The organism is Pseudorhodoferax sp. Leaf265 (genome assembly GCF_001422365.1).
GTDB lineage: Bacteria > Pseudomonadota > Gammaproteobacteria > Burkholderiales > Burkholderiaceae_C > Pseudorhodoferax.
On sequence record NZ_LMMT01000002.1, the window covers coordinates 106,842 to 125,808 of the forward strand.

Consider the following 18,967-nt stretch of genomic DNA (forward strand, 5'->3'; position numbering starts at 1 on the left):
TGTCCTCGTGTGGCGCTACTGCACTTGCAGGCCCAGCTCGCGCGTCATCGTCCGGTAAGTCGGCCACGAGCGCGCGATGAACTCCGTCAGTTCGTTGCCGGTCCACGGCGGGCCTTCCACGCCGAGCTGGTTCAGCACGTTCCTCATGGGCTCGGACTGCGACGCCGACAGCCGTGCGGCCTCGGCGAGCCGCTGCACGATGGCCGGCGGCAGTTGGGCCGGGCCGAGCACCATGTTGCTCTCGCGCAGGTCGTCGAAGGCCGGGCCGCTGAAGCCCGCCTCGGCCCAGGTCGGCACGCCGGGCAGCAGCCGCTCGGAGCGCTGGCCCGAGATCACCACGATGGGGCGGAAGGCGCCGTTCTTGATGCCGGGCGCCATGCCCGCCATCGAGCCCGCGCCGATGTCGATGTTGCCGGCCATGAGGTCGAACACCATCGGCCCCGTGCCCTTGTAGTTGACGATGTTGAACTGCGCGCCGGTCTCCTTGGCCAGCTGGTTCACCATGATCTGCCAGCCCGAGCCGATGCCGTAGTTGCCGACCGAGACCACGCGCTGGCGCGCCAGCTCCACCAGCTCCTTGACGTTCTGCACCGGCAGGTCCTTCTTGACGACCAGGGGCGAGGTGCCGGTGCCGAACGCGGCGATCGGGACCAGGTCCTTGGACGTGTCCAGCGGTGCCTTCTTGAGCAGCACCGGCGCCTGCGCGAGCTGGCTGTGCAGCGTGATCAGGAGCGTGTAGCCGTCGGGGGCCGAGCGTGCGACCGCGTCGGCCGCGATCATGCCGATGCCACCGGGCCGGTTCTCCACCACGACCGGGGTGCCCAGGTGCCCGGTCAGGAACTCGGCCAGCGCACGTGCCGTGGCATCGTTGGACGAGCCCGGCGCCTGCGCCGCGATGATGCGGATGGGCTTGGTGGGCCAGTTGTCGGCGGCGTGCACGTGGCGCGGCAGGGCCAGCGCGCCGAACAGGCCCGCGCCGGTGGCGAGCAGCTGGCGTCGCGTGGGCGGGGCCGTGGTGGATCGGTCGTCGTTCATGTGTCTCCTTCGTTGTGGTTCAGGCCGGCTGGGCTCTACATGCCGATGCGGTCGGCACGGTCCACGAGGTTGCGCACGATGCGGACCGACGCGATGTCGATCATCTTTCCCTCGTACTGCACGGCGCCCAGGCCCTGGGCCAGGGCCTCGTCGTAGGCGCGGATCATCTGGCGCGCACGCGCCACGTCCTCGGCCTGAGGCGAGAAGGCCTCCTGCGCCAGCGCCACCTGCGACGGGTGGATGGCCCACTTGCCGACCATGCCCAGCGTCATCGCACGCTTGCACTCCTCGCGGAAGGTGTCGGGCGACTTGAAGTCGGCGAAGGGGCCGTCCACGGCGTCGAGCCGGTGCGCACGCGCCGCGATCGTGAGCTTGTGGCGCTGGTAGCTCCAGATGTCGCCGGGGTAGCCGCTGGGCCCGCCGATGTCGCGCAGCGAGATGCCCTGGCTGGCAGAGTAGTCGCCCATGCCGAAGATCAGGCATTCGAGACGCGGCGTGGACGCGGCGATCTGCTCGACCTGCATCATGGCCTCGACCTCCTCGATCAGCACGTCGATGCCGATGCGCTTTTGCAGGCCGAGCTTCTTCTCCATCATCGAGAGCAGCTTGTCGACGAACTGCACGTCGGCGGCCGACATGGCCTTGGGCAGCATGAGCACGTCCAGGTTCTCGCGCGCGCCCTCGACGACCTCGATGATGTCCTCGTAGGCGTACTCGGTCGTGAGGTCGTTGATGCGCACGCAGCGCGTGGTGCGGCCCCAGTCCAGCGTGTTGAGGGCCTCGACGATCTTGGCGCGCGCGCCGCGCTTCTCGGACGGCGCGACCGCGTCCTCCAGGTCCAGGAACACGAAGTCGACGCCGAGTGCGGCGGCTTTCTGCATCATCTTCTCGCTGGAGCCGGGCACGGAGAGCTGGCAGCGGCGCAGGCGTTGGGGGCGTTGTGGCATGGGGTGGATTCCTTGGAAGGGGAGGGAAGGGGTCAGCGCGCGGCCGCGGCCTGCAGCGCCGCGATCTCGTCGGCGGCGAAGCCGAAGTCCTGCAGCACCTGCTGCGTGTGCTCGCCGGCCAGCGGCGCGCGCCGGCGCACGCCGCCCGGCGTGCCGTGCAGGTGCACGGGCGTGCCGGCCACGGTCAGCGGGCGGGCGGCGCCGGGCTGTTCGGTCTCGACCAGCATGGCGCGGGCGCGGAAGTGCGGGTCGGCGAAGATGTCGTCGGCGCCGAACACCGGGCCGAACGGGATCTCGCCGCCCAGCAGCGCGGCCAGTTCGGCCTTGCTGTGGCGTGCGGTCCAGGCGCCGACGATGCGGTCGACCTCTGCGCGCCGGGCCAGCCGGGCCTCGCTGCTGGCGTAGCGCGGGTCGGTGGCCAGTTCGGGCTGGCCCATCAGGCGGGCCAGCGGCGCCCAGAAGCGGTCGTTCGGCACGCCCAGGCTCACATGGCCGTCGCGCGCCGGGAACAGGCCGAAGGGGCACAGCAGCGGGTGGCCGTTGCCCTCGGGGCCCGGCACCTCGCCCGTGGCGCTGTGCTGGAACACCATGCGTTCGCAGACGGCCAGCACGGCGTCGACCATGGCCACGTCGACGAACTGGCCCTGGCCGCTGCGCTGGGCCTGCCAGCAGGCCGCAGCGATGCCGTAGGCCAGGAACATGGCCGGCGCGATGTCGCCGACGCCGGGACCGATCTTGGTCGGCGCGCCGCCGGGCTGGGGGCCGGTGATGCCCATGATGCCGCCCATGGCCTGCGCCACCGGGTCGTAGGCCGGCCAGTGGGCGTAGGGACTGGCGCCGCTGCGCGGGTCGCCGAAGCCGCGCAACGCGGCGTAGACCAGCCGCGGGTTGTGTTCGCGCAGCGTCTCGTAGCCCAGGCCTAGGCGCTCCATCACGCCGGCGCGGTAGTTCTCCACCAGCACATCGGCCTGGGCCACGAGCTTCAACAACGCGGCCTTGCCGGCCGCGGTCTTGAGGTCCAGCGTCAGCGATTCCTTGTTGCGGTTGATCGACGCGAAGTAGGCGCCGAAGCCGCCGCCCTCCATGCGCAAGGCGCCCTCCAGGTGCGGGCCGTTGCGGCGGGTGCCGTCCCCGCCCGGCGGTTCGATCTTGACCACGCGCGCGCCCTGGTCGGCCAGCATCATGGTGGCGTAGGGGCCGGCCAGCATGCGCGTCAAGTCCAGCACGACCAGGCCGTCGAGCGCGCCCTTCATCGCTCGGCCCAGTGGCTCTTGCGCTTGAGCAGCACGCTGCGTTCGGCCTGCACGCAGAGCTTGTCGTCCTGGTTGATGCCGTAGTGGCGAAAGCGCACCACGCCCGCGTCGGGGCGGTCGGCCTCCTCCTGCGCCAGCACCTCGCTGAAGGCGTACAGCGTGTCGCCATGGAACACCGGGTGCGACAGGCGGATCTGGTCCAGCGCGAGCTCGCGCAGGCAGTGCTCGGCCGTGTCCTGCGCCGCCAGGCCCAGCACCATGGACAGGTTGATGCCGCCGAACACCACGCGCTGCGCGAAGATGCCGCCTTCGGCCCGGCGCATCGCGTGTTCGTTGAAATGGCCCTCGGCCGTGTTCATCACCATGTTGGTGATGAGCACGTTGTCCATCTCGGTCACGGTCTTGCCGCGCGCGTGGCGGATCAGGCGGCCGGGCGTGAAGTCCTCGAACCAGTTGTCGGCGCTGCAGAGTGCGGCAGTCTTCATGCTGCCTCCCGCTTGGCCTGCTTCTCGAACGCGCGCGCAGCGATCATGCTCTCCACCTCGGACTTGCCGAGCAGGTGCGTGGCGATGATGCGCTGCTGGATCTCCGAGGTGCCCTCGAAGATCTTGGTCAGCCGCGCGTCGCGCCAGTAGCGCTCCACCGCGAACAGCTTGGTGTAGCCGGCGCCGCCGAAGATCTGCAGCGCCTCGGAGGTCACGCGCTCGGCCATCTCGGAGGCGAAGTACTTGGCCATGGAGGCTTCCTTGTCGCAGCGCCGGCCGCTGTCGAGTTCGCTGCAGACGAAGTGCATGAGCTGGCGCGCGGCCTCGATCTCGGTGGCCATGGTCGCGAGCTTGAAGCGGATGGCCTGGTACTCGGCGATCGGCATGCCAAACTGCTTGCGCTCCAGCGCGTAGGCGGTGGCGTCTTCCAGCGCGCCCTGGGCCAGGCCGATGGCGCGCGCGGCGGTGTGGGCGCGCGCGCCCTCCAGGCCCTTGGTCATCAGCAGGAAGGCCTTGCCCTCCTCGCCGATCAGGCCGGAGGCCGGCACGCGCAGGCCGTCCAGCGCGAGCTCGTAGGTCTTCCAGCCGAAGTAGCCGATCTTGGGAATCGGCGCGCCCGTCATGCCCTTGGGAAAGCCGCCGCGCTCCTTCTCGATCAGGAAGCACGACAGGCCCAGGTGGCGCTTGTCGGCGCTGGGCGGCGGCGCGGTGCGCGCGAAGAGCGTGATGTAGTCGGCACCGTCGGCGAAGGTGCACCAGTACTTGTTGCCGGTCAGCACCCAGTCGTCGCCGTCGCGCACGGCGCGGCACGAGATCGAGGCCAGGTCCGAGCCGGTGTCGGGCTCGGACAATGCGCTGGCGTTCAGGAACTCGCCGCGCACCACGCGCGGCAGGTAGCGCTGGCGCATGGCCTCGGGCATGGCCGACTTGATCCAGCCGCCCTGGGCGCGCGCCACGATGGAGGCCACCGACATCCAGCCGCGCGCGAGCTGCTCGCAGATCAGGCAGTACTCGAAGTAGCCCAGGCCCAGGCCGCCGTACTCCTCCGGGACCATGATGCCGAAGTAGCCCATGTCGGCCATCTTCTGGCGCAGCGCCATCGGGATCTCGCCCTCCGGGCCGTCGAGCTGGTTGGCGACCGGCAGCACCTCCTTCATCGTGAATTCGCGGGCGGCGTCGCGGATCATGCGGCGCTCGTCGGTCATGTAGCCTTGTCCGTCCTGAGACATGGGTCAGTTCCTTGTTTTGACGAGGTTGGAGCGTTGGAAGTCAATGACGTCCTGGCCGTGCTGGTTCGCGCCCGTGGTGTGCCAGGTGACGATGCCGTAGCCGGGCCGGCTGGCCAGCCGCGCGGCCACCACCTCCGAGCGCGCGTACAGCGTGTCGCCGGGGTAGACGTCGACGAGGTAGCGCAATGCATCCACGCCGAGGAAGGGGCCGCCGCCTTCGGACAGGTCTTCGACCGACAGGCCGAACACGGTGTTGAAGACCAGCAGCGGGTTGACCGGCACCGTGCGGTGGCCATGCGCCTGGGCATAGGCCTCGTTGGTGTAGTGCGGGTTGTAGTGCAGCGTCAGCGTGGAGAACAGCGTGTTGTCCGCGGCCGTGACGGTGCGGCCCCAGTGGTGCACGAAGCGCCGGCCGGGTTCGAAGTCCTCGTAGCGGTTGCCGCGCGGGCGCAGCTGGGCCTGGGCGTGCAGCCGGGCGACGGTCTCGTCGTTGGAAGTCATGCGATGGCGTGCAGGAGTGGTTGGAGGGAAGGGGCCGTGCGCAGCGTGCGCACGGCCTCCAGCATCTGGGCGAAGCGCGTGGCGCCCAGCACCGGCGTGGCGATGGCACCCGCCTTGGCCGCGAGGCGCTCCCATTGCGCGGGCAGATCGGTGGCCGGCACGGCGACGTTGGCGGACTGGTGCAGCCGGCGGCCGTCGCGGGTCAGCAGCTCCACCTGGGCGGTGTTGCGGTCCTCCGCGTCGACGAACACCAGCTGCACGCGCCGGCGCGCCTGGGCGTAGCGCGGGTCGCGGGCCGTGGCATCGGTGTAGAGGTCCAGGCTGGCCGTGGCGGCGCCGTCCAGCGCCAGCGTGGCCAGCTGCTGCAGCGAGAACTTGAGCGCCAGGCCCGTGTCGGGCTCTGCGATGTCGCAGACGCCGCGGTGGTTGATGGCCACCGTGACCGTCATCGCCTCCATGGCGTCGAGCGTCAGGCCGTGCTGCGCGCGCAGCAGCCGGATCGCCTCGATCGCCGAGTGCGTGAGGTAGCAGGCCGCGTGGTACTTGAACAGCGTGGCCTCGACGGCGAAGCCGGCCTGCGTGTCGAGGGGCGCGAGCGGGCGGCTCACGGGCGCCAGCGTGCGCGCGAAGCCCTGCGCGCATTCGATGGCGGCAGTGTTCGCGGTGAAGCCGCGCGCCGCGAGCTGCGCGGCCATGAGCCCGTTCATCGCGGCCTTGCCCGCATGCAGCGGCTTGGCCATGGTGCCGAACATGCACTTGAGGCCGGCGGCCTGCGTGGCGGCCAGGCCCAGCGCGTGCGCGGTGCGGCCCGCGTCCAGCCGCAGCAGACTGGCGCAGGCCGCCGCGGCGCCCAGCGTGCCGACCGTGCCCGTGGCGTGGAAGCCGTGCAGGTAGTGGCTGGGGCCGACCATCTCGCCCACGCGGCTTTCCACCTCGTGGCCGATGACGATGGCGCGCAGCAGGTCCGCACCCGAGGCCTTGTGCGCCTGTGCCAGCGCCAGCGCGGCCGGAATGACCGGCACGCTGGGGTGGCCGAACATGCGGCTGGCCACGTCGTCGAAATCCAGTGCGTGGCCGGCCGCGCCATTGATGAGCGCGGCATCCTGCGGCCTGGCGCCGGCACCGCGCGCCAGCAGCGTGCAGGGCTGCTCGCCGCTGCCGCCGTATTGCTCCGCGAGCATCTGCACCAGCGGCTCGCTGCGGCCTGCGATGGCCACGGCCAGCCAGTCGAGCAGCGCATGGCTGGCCCAGGTGGTGGCGCGCTCGCCGAGGTCTTCGTCGCGCAGGCCGGCGATCCATTCGGACAGCAGGCGCGTGGCTTCAGGGACGCCCGGAGGCGGTGGTGGCGTGGCGGTCATGGCAGGCGGTGGGTTGGAACGAGGCGCCAGTATTCGAGCCAGCGGCCGCCAGATGCATCACATATGTGATGAATGCGATGGCCCATGGCCTCGACACTGCGGCGATGACCCAGCCCTTGCCCATGCCGCGCCGTTCGGTGCTCTACGTTCCCGCGATCAACCAGCGGGCCATCGCCAAGTGCGCATCGCTGGCCTGCGATGCGGTGGTGTTCGACCTGGAGGATGCGGTCGCACCGGCCATGAAGCAGGCGGCGCGCGAGCAGCTCGCCCAGGCCTTCGCGCAGGGCAGGCCGGGGCCGCAGTGCTGCGTGGTCCGCAGCAACGGCCTGGCCGACGCAGACTTTGCGCAGGACCTGGCGCTGGTGGCGCGCGTGCGGCCCGATGCGCTGCTGGTGCCCAAGCTCGCCAGCGTGCAGGATGCCGAAGCCTTGTGCGCTGCGGTGGCGCCCCTGGACGCCCGCGTCCGCCTGTGGGTGATGGTGGAGATGGCCGGGGCGCTGAGCGTGCTCGATGGCATCGTCGCCTGCCTGCTGCAGGCCGGCACGCGGCTGGACTGCCTGGTGGTCGGCACCAACGACATCGCCAAGGAGACCGGCGTGTCCACCGCCGACGGGCGCGCTTACCTGGTGCCCTGGCTGATGCGCTGCGTGCTGGCGGCCCGGCGCTTCGGCGTGGGCGTGCTGGACGGGGTGTGGAACGACTTCGCGGACCAGGCCGGCTTCGCGGCCGAGCTGGCGCAGTCGGTCAGGATGGGGTTCGATGGCAAGACGCTGATCCACCCGTCGCAGGTGGACGCGGTCAACCGGGCTTTTGCGCCGGCCGAGGCGGCGCTGCGCGAAGCCCGTGCTGTCGTCGACGCCTTCGCGCAGCCGGCGCATGCCCAGGCGGGCGTGATCCAGATCGACGGCCGCATGGTCGAGCGCCTGCACCTGGCCCAGGCCGAGCGCCTGCTGGCGCTGCAGGCGGCGATCGCCGCGCGCGCTACCTGATCTACTTGGCCTGCGTCGTGGCGGTGGCCTGGGCGGCCGCCAGCACGGCGTCCAGCAGCGCCCGGCGGCGCTTGTGCAGCCGGTCCACGGGCGCGCCCACGCCGATGGCCAGGCGCTGCTGGCGGATCGGCGTGGGCAGCAGCGTGGCGATCACGCCGGCGCCCGGCGTGGCCAGGCTGGCCGACTCGTACCAGCCGTGCTCGCGTGCGAACGCGATGGCGCGGAAGGTCTCGGCGATGCGCGCCGTGGGCCCCAGCTTCTCGGCGTTGTAGCGGCGCAGCAGCAGGCCGATGCGTTCGTCGTCCTGCCGGCTCAGCAGCATGATGCCGATGGCCGTGCGGTGCAGCGGCCGCAAGGTGCCTGGCGAGGGCGAGAAGCGCAGCGCGCGCTGCGATTCGATGATGGACACGTACTGCAGCAGCAGGCCGCTCTGGCGGCCCAGCAGCACGGATTCACCGGTGTCGTCGGCCAGCCGGCGCATGGCGTCCTGCATGTCCTGGCGCTGGCCCGGCGCGCGCATGGCCCATTCGTTGAGGAAGGAGATCCGCACCGACGGGCAGTAGCTGCGGTCGGCCGCGTCGAACTCCATGTAACCGCGCGCCACCATGGTCTTGAGCAGCATCGACACGCTGGACTGCGGCATGTCCAGCCGCTGCACGATCTCGGTCACGCGCAGCGGGCGGCGCTCGGCGTCGAACAGCTCCAGCAGCTCGAAGACGCGGGCGGCGGACTTGACCATCCGCGTGCTAGAGCGGCCGCACCGGCGTCAGTCGAACACCGCGTGCCACAGTGCCAGCACGGCGTCGCGCTCGCTGGCCACGTCGGCGGCCTCGACCTGCGTGGGCGCCTCGTCCAGCCGCGCACGGTGCTGCAGGTGGCGCAGTTCGCGGTAGGCATCGGCTGCGGCGTGGCCCACACCCGTGGGCAGCAGGCCGCAGGCCTCGGCGCGGTGCAGCAGCGCGATGTTGCCCACGTTGGCGATCAGCTCGGCATGCCGGGCGGAATGCGCCAGCACCAGGTACTGCACGGCGAACTCGGCATCGACCATGCCGCCGGGGCTGTGCTTGAGGTCGAACTTCTCGCCGCGCACCGGATGGGCGGCGCGCACCTTCTCGCGCATGGCGACGATCTCGCTGCGCAGCGCCTGCGGATCGCGCGCCGACGTGACCACGGCGCTGCGCACGGCGTCGAAGCGCGGCTGCAGCGCATCCATGCCGACCACGAAGCGCGCGCGCGTCATGGCCTGGTGCTCCCAGGTCCAGGCGGTGTTGCTGCCACGCCCCTTCTGGTACTTGGCATAGGACTCGAAGCTCGTGATGAGCAGGCCCGAGTTGCCGTTGGGCCGCAGCGCGGTGTCGATCTCGAACAAGTCGCCCTCGCGCGTCTTGACGGTCAGCCAGTTGATCATCTTGCGCACGAAGGCGGCGTAGGCCTCGGGGGCGCGCTCGTCCTCGTCTTCGTAGACGAACACGATGTCCAGGTCGCTGCCGTAGCCCAGCTCTTTGCCGCCGAGCTTGCCGTAGCCGATGATGGCGTACTGCGGCTCGTCGCGGTGCGCGTTCTTCAGGCGCTGCCAGCACCAGCGGGCCGTCACGCGCAGCATGGTGTCGGCCAGTGCGGAGAGGTCGTCGGCGACCTGCTCCACGGTCAGCCGGCCTTCCACGTCGCGGGCCAGCGTGCGGAAGGCCTCGGCGTGGTGGGCGCGGCGCAGCAGGTTGAGCAGCTCCTCCTCGTCGTCTTCTCCGGTGCGGGCGAGCGACGCCCGGCGCTCTTCCAGCTCGCGCTCGAAGGCCTCGGGCACGAAGCGTTCGGCCAGCATCGAGGCGGAAGCCAGTTCGTCGATCACGCCAGGGTGGCGCAGCAGGTAGCGCGCCGGCCAGCGCGCCGCGCCCAGCAGGCGCAGCAGGCGCTCGTGCGTGGCCGGGCGCTCCAGCAGCAGCGCGAGGTAGCTCTCGCGGCGCAGCAGCGGCTCGACCCAGTCGGTCCAGCGCAGCGCGCCCTGCAGGCGGTGCGTCGCGTCGATGCCTTCGCCCGGGTGCTCGTCACGCAGCCAGTCGGCCGTGCGCTGCACCAGGCGCAGCAGCCGGCCGCGGCTCTCGTCGCGCAGCGCCGCCACGCGTGGATGGTTGCGCCAGGCCTCGATGCGCTGGCGGAAGTCGGCTGGCAGGCGTTCGAGCACGGCGTCGAAGTCCGGTGCCGCGGCCGTGCCCTGGGCCTTGGGGCCGCCCTTGCAGTTGCCCTTGCAGGGCTTGGCGTCACCGCCGAGCAGGATGTCGAATTCCTGGGCGACGAACTCGCGGTGCTGGTCCAGCTCGGACAGGAAGGGGCAGCACGAGGCATAGCCCATGGTCTCGGCGATCCAGGCCAGGTCGTCGTCGCCCGAGGGCAGCACATGGGTCTGCTGGTCGTCCAGGTACTGGATGCGGTGCTCCACGCGGCGCAGGAACACATAGGCCTTGGCCAGCGACTCGGCCGTGGCCTGGGGCATGAGCCCGGCGCGTGTCAGGCGTGGCAGCGCGTCCAGCGTGGAGCGCGTGCGCAGCTCGGGGAACTGGCCACCGCGCACCACCTGCAGCAGCTGCACGATGAACTCGATCTCGCGGATGCCGCCGCGCGAGAGCTTGACGTCGTTGGCACGCTCGGGGTGGCCGGCGGCGCGGCGCGCGGCATGCTCGCGGATCTGCCGGTGCAGCGTGCGCAGCGCCTCGAACACGTTGTAGTCCAGGTAGCGGCGGAACACGAAGGGCAGCACCACGCTGCGCAGCTCGCTGGCCGAGCCGTCCTCCACGCAGCGGCGCGGCGCCACCACCCGGCTCTTGAGCCAGGCGAAGCGCTCCCACTCGCGGCCCTGCACCTGCAGGTAGTCCTCCAGCGCGCCCAGCGAGACGGCCGGCGGGCCGGAGTTGCCGTGTGGGCGCAATGCCAGGTCGACGCGGAACACGAAGCCGTGTTCGGTGGTGTCGCCCACCAGCGCGTAGATGGTCTTGATGGCGCGCGAGAAGTACTCGTGGTTGCTGATGCGGCCACGCCCGTCGGCCGTGCCGGCGGTCTCGCCGTCCTGGTCGTAGATGTAGATCAGGTCGATGTCGCTGGAGACATTGAGCTCGCGCGCACCGAGCTTGCCCATGCCGATGACCCACAACTGGGCGCGCCGGCCGTCGACCGTGCAAGGCATGCCGTGGCGCTCGTCGAGCTCGCGCTCTGCCTGCAGCAGGGCCTGGTCGAGCGCCAGTTCGGCCAGCTCGGTGACGGCGGTGGTGACCACCGCGAGTTCGGCTTGCTGCTCGCAATCGAGCACCACCAGCCGCTCCATGACCAACTGGCGCAGCATGCGCAGTGCCGCGCTGAAGCCGTGGCCTTGGGCCAGCAGCTGCGCCAGCGTGGCCTGCATGGCGGCCTTGCGCGGCGGGCCCGGTGGCAGCAGTGGCAGCTCGGCCGCGTAGCGGCGGCGCAGGCGCTGCACGAAGCGCGAATGCGAGGCCATGACCGGGCGGTCGGCAGGGGAATCGGAGGAGGGCTGTGTGAACAAAGGGTCACGGGGGATGACGGAACCGGTGCCGGGGTCGCGGGTCATAATTCCTGGCCGATCTAGCTACTCAAAGTGACAGTTCCGACGCCACGTCCTTCTCGCCTGCTCAAGCTGGCGGCCGTCCTGGCGCCCTGGGTGCTCGGGCTGGTTCTGTGCGTGTGGTTGGTCGTTGGCGTCGCCTGGGGGGCGTTGCACGGCTGGATTGTGCCGCGTATCGGCGATTTCCGTCCGCAGCTGGAGGCCGCTGCCAGCCGGGCCCTGGGCGCCGAGGTGCGCATCGGCGCCATCACCGCCAGTTCCGCCCGCATCCTGCCCAGTTTCGAATTGACCGACGTGGTGCTGCGCGATGCGCAGGGCCGCGAAGGCCTGCGCCTGGCAAGGGTTTCCGCGCTGCTGTCGCCGCGCTCGCTGCTGCGGCTGGGCTTCGAGCAGATCGTCGTCGATGGCCCCGTGCTGGACCTGCGCCGCAATGCCGACGGGCACCTGCTGGTGGCCGGCATTGCCTTGTCCGAAGGCGCGGGCGACAGCAGCCCTGCGGCCGACTGGGTCTTCTCGCAGCGCGAGCTCGCGCTGCGCCAGGCCACCGTGCGCTGGACCGACGAGCGCAGCGGCCTGCCCACGGCCGAGCTGACCGACGCCGACCTCGTCATCCGCAACAGCGCGCGGCGCCACCAGATCCGCTTCGACGCCACGCCGCCGACGGCCTGGGGCCAGCGCTTCAGCCTGCGCGCGGCCATGCGCCAGTCGCTGCTGAACCCGCGCCGCGGCAACTGGCGCGAATGGGACGGCCCGGTCTACGCCGAGTTTCCGCAGCTCGATCTCGCGCAGTTGCGTGCCCATTTGCCGCCCGGCGTGGCGCACGACGTGGAGCTGCTGGCCGGTCGCGGCAGCCTCACGGCCTGGTTCGACGTGGTGCATGGCGCAGTGCTGGGCGGCCAGATGGACCTGGCCCTGGCCGACGCCAGCGCGCGCCTGGGCCCGGGCCTGGAACCGCTCGCGCTCACGCAGCTGCAGGGGCGCATCCGCGGCCGGCTGCTGGCCAGCGGCATGGAGCTGCAGACCCGGCAGCTGCGTTTTGCCACGGCCGAGGGCGCGCAGTGGCCGCAGGGCGACGTGTTCCTGAGTTACATGCGTGGCGAGAGCCGGGTGCCGGGCCAGGGCGAGCTGCGCGTGGACCACATCGACCTGGCGGCGCTGGCCGAGATCGCCGGCCGCCTGCCGCTGACGCCCCAGATGCAAGCCGGTTGGCAGGCCGAACTGCAGGCGCTGGCCCCGCGTGGGCGCATCGAGCAGCTGCAGGCCCAGTGGACCGGCCGCATCGAGGCGCCGGCCAGCTACCGCGCGCAGGGCAAGGTGCGGGCCCTGGCCCTGGCCGCCGGCCCGCTCGCGCCGCGCCGGCCCGACCTGCACTACCCCATGGGCCGCCCGGGCGTCGAGGGCCTGTCGGCCGACTTCACGCTGACCGAGGGCGGCGGTGAGGCGCGGCTGGCGCTGGCCGACGGCTCGCTGGAGTTTCCCGGCGTGTTCGAGGAGGCGCGCGTGCCCATGGCGCAACTCGATGGCCTGGTGCGCTGGCAGCACGCGGGCGCGCGGCTGGCGGTGCAGGTGCCCGAACTGCGCTTTGCCAATGCCGACGCCACGGGCCAGCTGCAGGCGCGCTGGGACAGCCGCGCCGATGCGCCGGCGGACGGCGCGCCACAGGGCCCGGGCCGGCTCGAACTGGAGGGCAAGCTCACGCGCGCCGACGGCACGCGCGTGCACCGCTACCTGCCGCTGGCCGTGGGCGACGACGCCCGCCACTATGTGCGCGACGCCGTGCAGCGCGGCCGCGCCAGCAGCGTGCAGTTCAAGGTGCGTGGCGACCTCGACCACTTCCCCTACCGGGACCCCCAACTCGGCGAGTTCCACATCGCCGCCGAGGTCGAGGACGTGCAATACGCCTACGTGCCGCCGCGCCTGCAGGACGCGGGCGAGCTGCCCTGGCCGGCCTTGACCGGGCTGGCGGGCCGGCTGGTGTTCGACCGCAACGGCATGCAGGTGCGCAACGCGCGCGGCCAGTTGGCGGGCGCCGGCGGTTTCGCCGTGGTCAAGGCCGAGGCCGAGATCCCCGATTTCGCGCACCCCGAGGTGGCCGTGCGCGCCGAGGGCCGCGGCCCGCTGTCGGGCATGCTGGCGGCCGTGGCCACCTCGCCGCTGGCGCGGATGACCGAGGGCGCGCTGGCGCAGGCCCAGGGCAGCGGCGCCGCCGACCTCAAGCTGCAGCTGGCCCTGCCGCTGGAGCGGCTGCAGGCCAGCCGCGTGCAGGGCAGCGTGGTGCTGGCCGGCAACGACATCCAGCTCAAGCCCGGCACGCCGCAGCTGGCGCGCACGCGCGGCACGGTGGCCTTCAGTGACAACGGCTTCAGCCTGGCCGGCGTGCAGACCGCGGTGCTGGGCGGCGAGACCCGCGTGGACGGCGGGCTGCAAAACGGCGCGCTGGCCGTGCGCGCCCAGGGCACAGCCACGGCCGAGGGGCTGCGGCAGGCCAGCGAACTCGGCGCGCTCACGCGGCTGGCCCAGCGCGCCAGCGGCAGCGCGGCCTACACCGCAGCGCTCACGCGCGGTGCCGATGGTGCGCTGGCCTTCACGCTCGACAGCCCGCTGCAGGGCCTGGGGCTGGACCTGCCCGCGCCGCTGGGCAAGCCGGCCGAGGCCGCGCTGCCGCTGCGCATGGCGCTGGCGCCGCAGCAGGCGAACCGACAGGACCTGCTCACGCTGGGCCTGGGCTCCGTGCTGCAGGCGCGCTTCGAACGCGACACCACGGGCCCCAGCCCGCGCGTGCTGCGCGGCAGCATCGGTCTGGGCCTGCCGCATGGCGAGGCCGCCACGCTGCCGGCGCAGGGGGTGGCCATGGACGTGCGGCTCGATGCCTTGGCGCTCGATGCCTGGCAGGCGCTGTCCGGCGCGCTCGGCGGCGAGCAGGCAGCCGCGGATGTGGACGCTGGCTACCTGCCCGACCGCTTCGCGTTGCAGGCCAACGAGTTGCGCTGGGGAAGCCGCCGCCTGCACCAGCTGGCACTGAGCGGCGCGCGCGAGGGCAGCACCTGGCGCGCCCGCATCGATGCGCGCGAGCTCGCCGGCCAGATCGCGTACAGCCAGGGCACGGGCAGCCAGCCCGGCAATGTGCACGCGCGGCTGCAGCGGCTCGTGATCGCCGCCGGCGAGGAGGAGGACGTCACCACGCTGCTGGACGAGCAGCCTTCCAGCGTGCCGGCGCTGGACATCGTGGTGGAGGACTTCGAGCTGCGCGGCAAGAAGCTCGGCCGGCTCGAGGTCAACGCCGTGAACCAGGGCGCGGAGTGGCAGCTGCACAAGCTGGCGCTGCGCACGCCCGAGGCCCGCTTCGAGGCTTCGGGCCAGTGGGGCGCACGCGGCGCGGGCACGGGCCGCCGCACGGCCATGGACTTCAAGCTCGCCATCGACGATGCCGGCGCGCTGCTGGCGCGGCTGGGCATGGCCGGCGTGTTCCGGCGCGGCCATGGGGAACTCGACGGCACGGTGGCCTGGGACGGTTCGCCGCTCGCGCTGGACTACCCCAGCATGGCGGGCAAGCTGCACCTGGACGTGCGCGATGGCCAGTTCCTCAAGGCCGACGCCGGCGTGGCGCGGCTGCTCGGCGTGCTGAGCCTGCAGGCGCTGCCGCGCCGGCTCACGCTGGATTTCCGCGACCTGTTCAGCGAGGGCTTCGCGTTCGACTTCGTGCGGGGCGACGCTCAGATCGCGCGCGGCGTGGTCAGCTCCAACAACCTGCAGATGAAGGGCATCAACGCCGCCGTGCTGATGGATGGCCGTGCCGACATCGCCCAGGAGACGCAGGACCTGCGCGTGGTGGTGGTGCCCGAGATCAACGCCGGCACGGCCTCGCTCGTGGCCTCGGTCATCAACCCGGCCATCGGCCTGGGAACCTTCCTCGCGCAGTGGGTGCTGCGCCGTCCGCTCATGGAGGCGGCCACGCAGCAGTTCCACATCGATGGCACCTGGAGCGAGCCGCGCATCGAGCGCGTTGCGCGCAGCGCGGCGAGCGCCCAGGCCGAGGACAACGACAAGAAAGGAGCCGTGCGATGAAGCTGGCCGCACTGCAGATGGTTTCGGGCATGGACCGCGACGAGAATCTGGCCGCCGCCCGCCGCCTGCTGGAAGAGGCTGCTGCCGCAGGCGCCGAACTCGCCGTGCTGCCCGAGTACTTCTGCCTGCTCGGCGCGCGCGACACCGACAAGCTCGCGATCCAGGAGCCCTTCGGCACCGGGCCCATCCAGGACTTCCTTGCGCGCGCGTCGCGTGAACTGGGCCTGTGGATCGTCGGCGGCACGCTGCCGATCACGGTCGGCGATGGCGCGCGCGTGCGCAACACCTGCCTGGTGTTCGACCCGCAGGGCGACTGCGTGGCGCGCTACGACAAGATCCACCTGTTCCGCTTCGACAACGGCAGCGAGCGCTTCGACGAGGCGCGCGTGCTCGAACGCGGCAGCGAACCGGCGCTGTTCACGCTTGCCGCGCGCGACGGCCGCAGCTGGCGCGTGGGCCTGTCGGTCTGCTATGACCTGCGCTTTCCCGAGCTCTACCGCGCCTATGCCGCGCAGGGCGCCGAGCTGCTGCTGGTGCCCAGCGCTTTCACGCACACCACGGGCCAGGCGCACTGGGCCACGCTGCTGCGCGCACGCGCCATCGAGAACCTTGCCTACGTGCTGGCGCCGGCCCAGGGCGGCCTGCACGCCAACGGCCGGCGCACCTGGGGCCACAGCATGCTGGTCGATCCCTGGGGCCAGGTGCTGGCCGAGCAGGCCGAGGGCCCGGCCTGCGTGCTCGGCAGCCTGGATGCCGGGCGGCTGGACGAGGCGCGCCGCCAGCTGCCGGCTCTGGAGCACCGGCTGCTGTGAAGACCCTGGCGGTGCCCGAGCTGCTGCGCCAATGGGCGCAGTTCATCCAGCGGCGCTGGTCGCTGTGGTCGCTGCTGATCCTGCTGGTGGTGGGCCTCTTGGGCACGCTGGTCTGGTTGGCCGGACGCTACGAGGCCACCCAGGTGCAGGGCAAGGTCGAACGCGACACCGCCGATGCCGTGGCCGACATCCGCGCTGCGCTGATCCGCAACGTGCAGAGCCTGCAGGCGCTGCACGCGTCCGATCCGCTGCACGAGGACTGGGGCCGGCGCGCGGGTGAGCTGCTGCGCGAGCGGCGCGAGATCATGCGGCTGGAATGGCGCGCCAGCAACCAGCGGCTGCTGGGCGAGGCCGACACGCCGTACCGCGCGCCCGTGTTCGGCCTGCTGCCGCGCCAGGACACGCTGAGCGACGTGACGCTGAACTGCGCCACGGCGCGGCGCCTGAACGGTCCGGCCTATTCGGCCAGCTACTACCTGCCGCAGCCCGACGGCCGCGGCATCGAGGTCATGGACCTGTGCCTGCCGCTGCTGGCCGATGGCCGCGTGACCGGCTACGTGCTCGCCACCTACGCGCTGCAGGACATCCTGGCCGAGTTCCTGGGCCGCCAGCTGCCGCACTACCAGGAGGCTTCCTTCATCGAGGCCGACGGCACGCGGCTGGCGCTGCACGGCGCCACGCGCCGCGGCGCCCGCGTGTTCACGGCGCAGCAGCTGCTGGACCTGCCGGGCAACCCCATGCTGCTGCGCCTGGCCAGCTGGCGCGCCGCGCCCGACCTGCTGCCCAACGTGATGACCGCGCTGGTGACCGGCATGTCGATCGCGCTGGTCTCGGTGCTCATGCTGCTGGCCAAGGACATGCGCCGGCGCCAGCGTGCCGAGCGCGACCTGGCCGATGCGCTGGCCTTCCGCAAGGCCATGGAGGATTCGCTGCTGACCGGCCTGCGCGCGCGCGACCTGGACGGCCGCATCACCTACGTGAACCCGGCCTTTTGCAGCATGGTCGGCTACACGCCCGAGGAACTTTGGGGCAAGTCCGCGCCCGCGCCCTACTGGCCGCCCGAGCTGATCGGCGAGTACGAGCAGCGCCAGGCGATCCGGCTGGCCGGCAAGATGCCGCCGCGCGAAGGCTACGAATCGGTGTTCCAGCACAAGGACGGCACGCGCTTTCCGGTGCTCATCATCGAGGCGCCGCTGATCAACGCCCAGGGCGTGCAGACCGGCTGGATGAGCGCCTTCCTGGACATCAGCGAGCAGCGCCGCGTGGAGGAACTCTCGCGCGCCAGCCAGGAGCGGTTGCAGGCCACGGCGCGCCTGGCCACGGTGGGCGAGATGGCCTCGCTGCTGAGCCACGAACTCAACCAGCCGCTGGCTGCGATCTCCAGCTACGCCACGGGGGCGCTGAACATGCTGGCGCACGGGCCGGCCGCGGCGGCCGACATGGCCATGGCCATGCGCCGCATCGCCGAGCAGGCCGAGCGCGCCGGCCGCGTGATCAAAAGCGTGCACGACTTCGTGCGCCGGCGCGACGAGGCGCACGAGGCGGTGGCGCCGCAGGCACTGCTGGGCGCGATCTGGCCGCTCGTGAGCCTGCAGGCGCGCAAGCTGGCGGTGCGCGTGCGCACCGAGGTCGCGCCGGGGCTGCCACGCGTGCAGTGCGACCGCACCATGGTCGAGCAGGTGCTGCTGAACCTGGCCCGCAACGGCATGCAGGCCATGGACGGCACGCCCGTGGCCCAGCGCGAGCTGCTGTTGCGCGTGGCACCGGCCGGCACGCGCGCGGGCGCCACGCGGCCCAAGGGCTGGCTGGAGTTCAGCGTGGCCGACTGCGGCGGCGGCATCGCACCGGCGGTGGCCGAGCGCCTGTTCACGCCCTTCTTCACGACCAAGGCCGAAGGCATGGGCCTGGGCCTGTCGCTGTGCCGCACCGTGGTGGAGCAGCACGGTGGCTCCATGGTGTACGAGCCGCGCGAGCCGCGCGGCACCGTGTTCCGCTTCACGCTGCCCACCGAGGCCGGCGATTCCGATCCCACCACCGATCCCATGCCACTGAACACCGTCGACCCGGTGGAGACCACCCATGCAAGTTCCTAAGGACGCCCTGGTCCACATCGTCGACGACGACGCCGGCGTGCGCGACGCGCTCTCGTGGCTGCTGCGCTCGCGCCGGCTGCTCAGCGAGGGATTCGACAGCGCCGAGGCCTTCGACGCCCGGCTGCAGGCCGGCTTCGTGCCGACGCAGGCCAGCTGCCTGCTGCTGGACGTGCGCATGCCCGGCATGAGCGGGCTGGAGCTGTTCGACCAGCTCGTCGCGCGGGGCCTGCACCAGGCGCTGCCGGTGATCTTCCTGACCGGCCATGCCGACGTGCCGACCGCCGTGGACGCCGTCAAGCGCGGCGCCTTCGACTTCTGCGAGAAGCCGTTCTCCGACAACGCGCTGGTCGACCGCATCGAGCAGGCCCTCCTGCAATCGGCCCGCACGCTGGCCGCGCAGCAGCACGATGCGCTGCTGCGCACGCGCCTGACCGAGTTGACCGAGCGCGAACGCGACGTGATGCGCCTGGTGGTCGAAGGCATGCCCAACAAGCTCATCGCCGACCAGCTGGAGATCAGCGTGCGCACGGTGGAAGTGCACCGCGCGCGCGTGTTCGACAAGATGGAAGTCAAGTCGGCGGTGGAACTGGCCAACCTGCTGCGCGGCCTGTAGCCGCTGCTTCAGCCGTCCT

Annotated in this window: 14 protein-coding genes; 5 read left to right on the plus strand and 9 right to left on the minus strand. The window is 71.8% G+C overall.

Annotated elements, in window-relative coordinates; translation table 11 throughout:
• Positions 1 to 15: 15 nt before the first annotated feature.
• Genes ASF45_RS04725 through ASF45_RS04755 form a run of 7 tightly spaced genes read right to left on the minus strand, consistent with a single transcriptional unit; the run spans position 16 to position 6,808 of the window.
• Complete coding sequence (locus ASF45_RS04725) at positions 16 to 1,035, minus strand: tripartite tricarboxylate transporter substrate binding protein (protein ID WP_056657751.1); 1,020 nt, start codon at positions 1,033 to 1,035, stop codon at positions 16 to 18.
• A 35-nt stretch (positions 1,036 to 1,070) separates the two neighbouring features.
• A complete protein-coding gene (locus tag ASF45_RS04730) occupies positions 1,071 to 1,982 on the minus strand; it encodes a CoA ester lyase (protein ID WP_056657753.1) in 912 nt (303 codons plus the stop codon).
• A gap of 32 nt (positions 1,983 to 2,014) precedes the next feature.
• Positions 2,015 to 3,235, minus strand: a complete 1,221-nt coding sequence (locus ASF45_RS04735) for a CaiB/BaiF CoA-transferase family protein (protein WP_056657757.1) — start codon at positions 3,233 to 3,235, stop codon at positions 2,015 to 2,017.
• Positions 3,232 to 3,720, minus strand: coding sequence for a MaoC family dehydratase (locus ASF45_RS04740; RefSeq protein WP_056657761.1), 489 nt, complete (start codon positions 3,718 to 3,720; stop codon positions 3,232 to 3,234). Before ASF45_RS04740 ends, ASF45_RS04735 begins: the two co-directional genes overlap by 4 nt.
• Positions 3,717 to 4,949: an acyl-CoA dehydrogenase family protein gene (locus ASF45_RS04745; RefSeq protein WP_056657764.1), complete on the minus strand. Its 1,233-nt coding sequence runs from the start codon at positions 4,947 to 4,949 to the stop codon at positions 3,717 to 3,719. Before ASF45_RS04745 ends, ASF45_RS04740 begins: the two co-directional genes overlap by 4 nt.
• 3 nt (positions 4,950 to 4,952) lie before the next feature.
• The gene (locus tag ASF45_RS04750; RefSeq protein ID WP_056657767.1) at positions 4,953 to 5,450 is read right to left on the minus strand and encodes a MaoC family dehydratase; all 498 of its coding nucleotides are present in this window, start codon (positions 5,448 to 5,450) and stop codon (positions 4,953 to 4,955) included.
• Positions 5,447 to 6,808 (minus strand): MmgE/PrpD family protein, encoded by a 1,362-nt coding sequence (locus tag ASF45_RS04755; protein WP_056657771.1) that lies wholly within the window; start codon positions 6,806 to 6,808, stop codon positions 5,447 to 5,449. Before ASF45_RS04755 ends, ASF45_RS04750 begins: the two co-directional genes overlap by 4 nt.
• 104 nt (positions 6,809 to 6,912) lie before the next feature.
• Between ASF45_RS04755 and ASF45_RS04760 the strand changes: the two genes are divergently transcribed.
• Complete coding sequence (locus ASF45_RS04760; protein ID WP_056658112.1) at positions 6,913 to 7,797, plus strand: CoA ester lyase; 885 nt, start codon at positions 6,913 to 6,915, stop codon at positions 7,795 to 7,797.
• 1 nt (position 7,798) lies between these two features.
• On the opposite strand, the gene ASF45_RS04765 is transcribed toward ASF45_RS04760, so the two are convergent.
• Both ASF45_RS04765 and glnE read right to left on the minus strand, forming a co-directional pair.
• Positions 7,799 to 8,536 carry an IclR family transcriptional regulator gene (locus ASF45_RS04765; RefSeq protein ID WP_056657775.1) on the minus strand — a complete coding sequence of 246 codons (738 nt, stop codon included), beginning with the start codon at positions 8,534 to 8,536 and terminating at the stop codon, positions 7,799 to 7,801.
• A 27-nt stretch (positions 8,537 to 8,563) separates the two neighbouring features.
• Positions 8,564 to 11,281, minus strand: a complete 2,718-nt coding sequence (glnE, locus tag ASF45_RS04770) for a bifunctional [glutamate--ammonia ligase]-adenylyl-L-tyrosine phosphorylase/[glutamate--ammonia-ligase] adenylyltransferase (protein WP_056657778.1) — start codon at positions 11,279 to 11,281, stop codon at positions 8,564 to 8,566.
• 117 nt (positions 11,282 to 11,398) lie between these two features.
• Here glnE and ASF45_RS04775 point away from each other — a divergent pair, with 117 nt between their 5' ends.
• From ASF45_RS04775 to ASF45_RS04790, 4 genes are read left to right on the plus strand one after another with little or no spacing between them, the layout of a single operon-like run.
• The gene (locus tag ASF45_RS04775; protein WP_056657781.1) at positions 11,399 to 15,430 is read left to right on the plus strand and encodes a YhdP family protein; all 4,032 of its coding nucleotides are present in this window, start codon (positions 11,399 to 11,401) and stop codon (positions 15,428 to 15,430) included.
• Positions 15,427 to 16,242: a carbon-nitrogen hydrolase family protein gene (locus ASF45_RS04780; protein WP_056657784.1), complete on the plus strand. Its 816-nt coding sequence runs from the start codon at positions 15,427 to 15,429 to the stop codon at positions 16,240 to 16,242. Before ASF45_RS04775 ends, ASF45_RS04780 begins: the two co-directional genes overlap by 4 nt.
• Positions 16,239 to 18,335, plus strand: a complete 2,097-nt coding sequence (locus tag ASF45_RS04785) for a nitrogen regulation protein NR(II) (protein WP_063887579.1) — start codon at positions 16,239 to 16,241, stop codon at positions 18,333 to 18,335. The genes ASF45_RS04780 and ASF45_RS04785 overlap by 4 nt, the downstream gene beginning before the upstream one ends.
• A complete protein-coding gene (locus ASF45_RS04790; protein ID WP_056657787.1) occupies positions 18,322 to 18,948 on the plus strand; it encodes a response regulator transcription factor in 627 nt (208 codons plus the stop codon). Before ASF45_RS04785 ends, ASF45_RS04790 begins: the two co-directional genes overlap by 14 nt.
• The last annotated feature ends 19 nt before the right edge of the window (positions 18,949 to 18,967 follow it).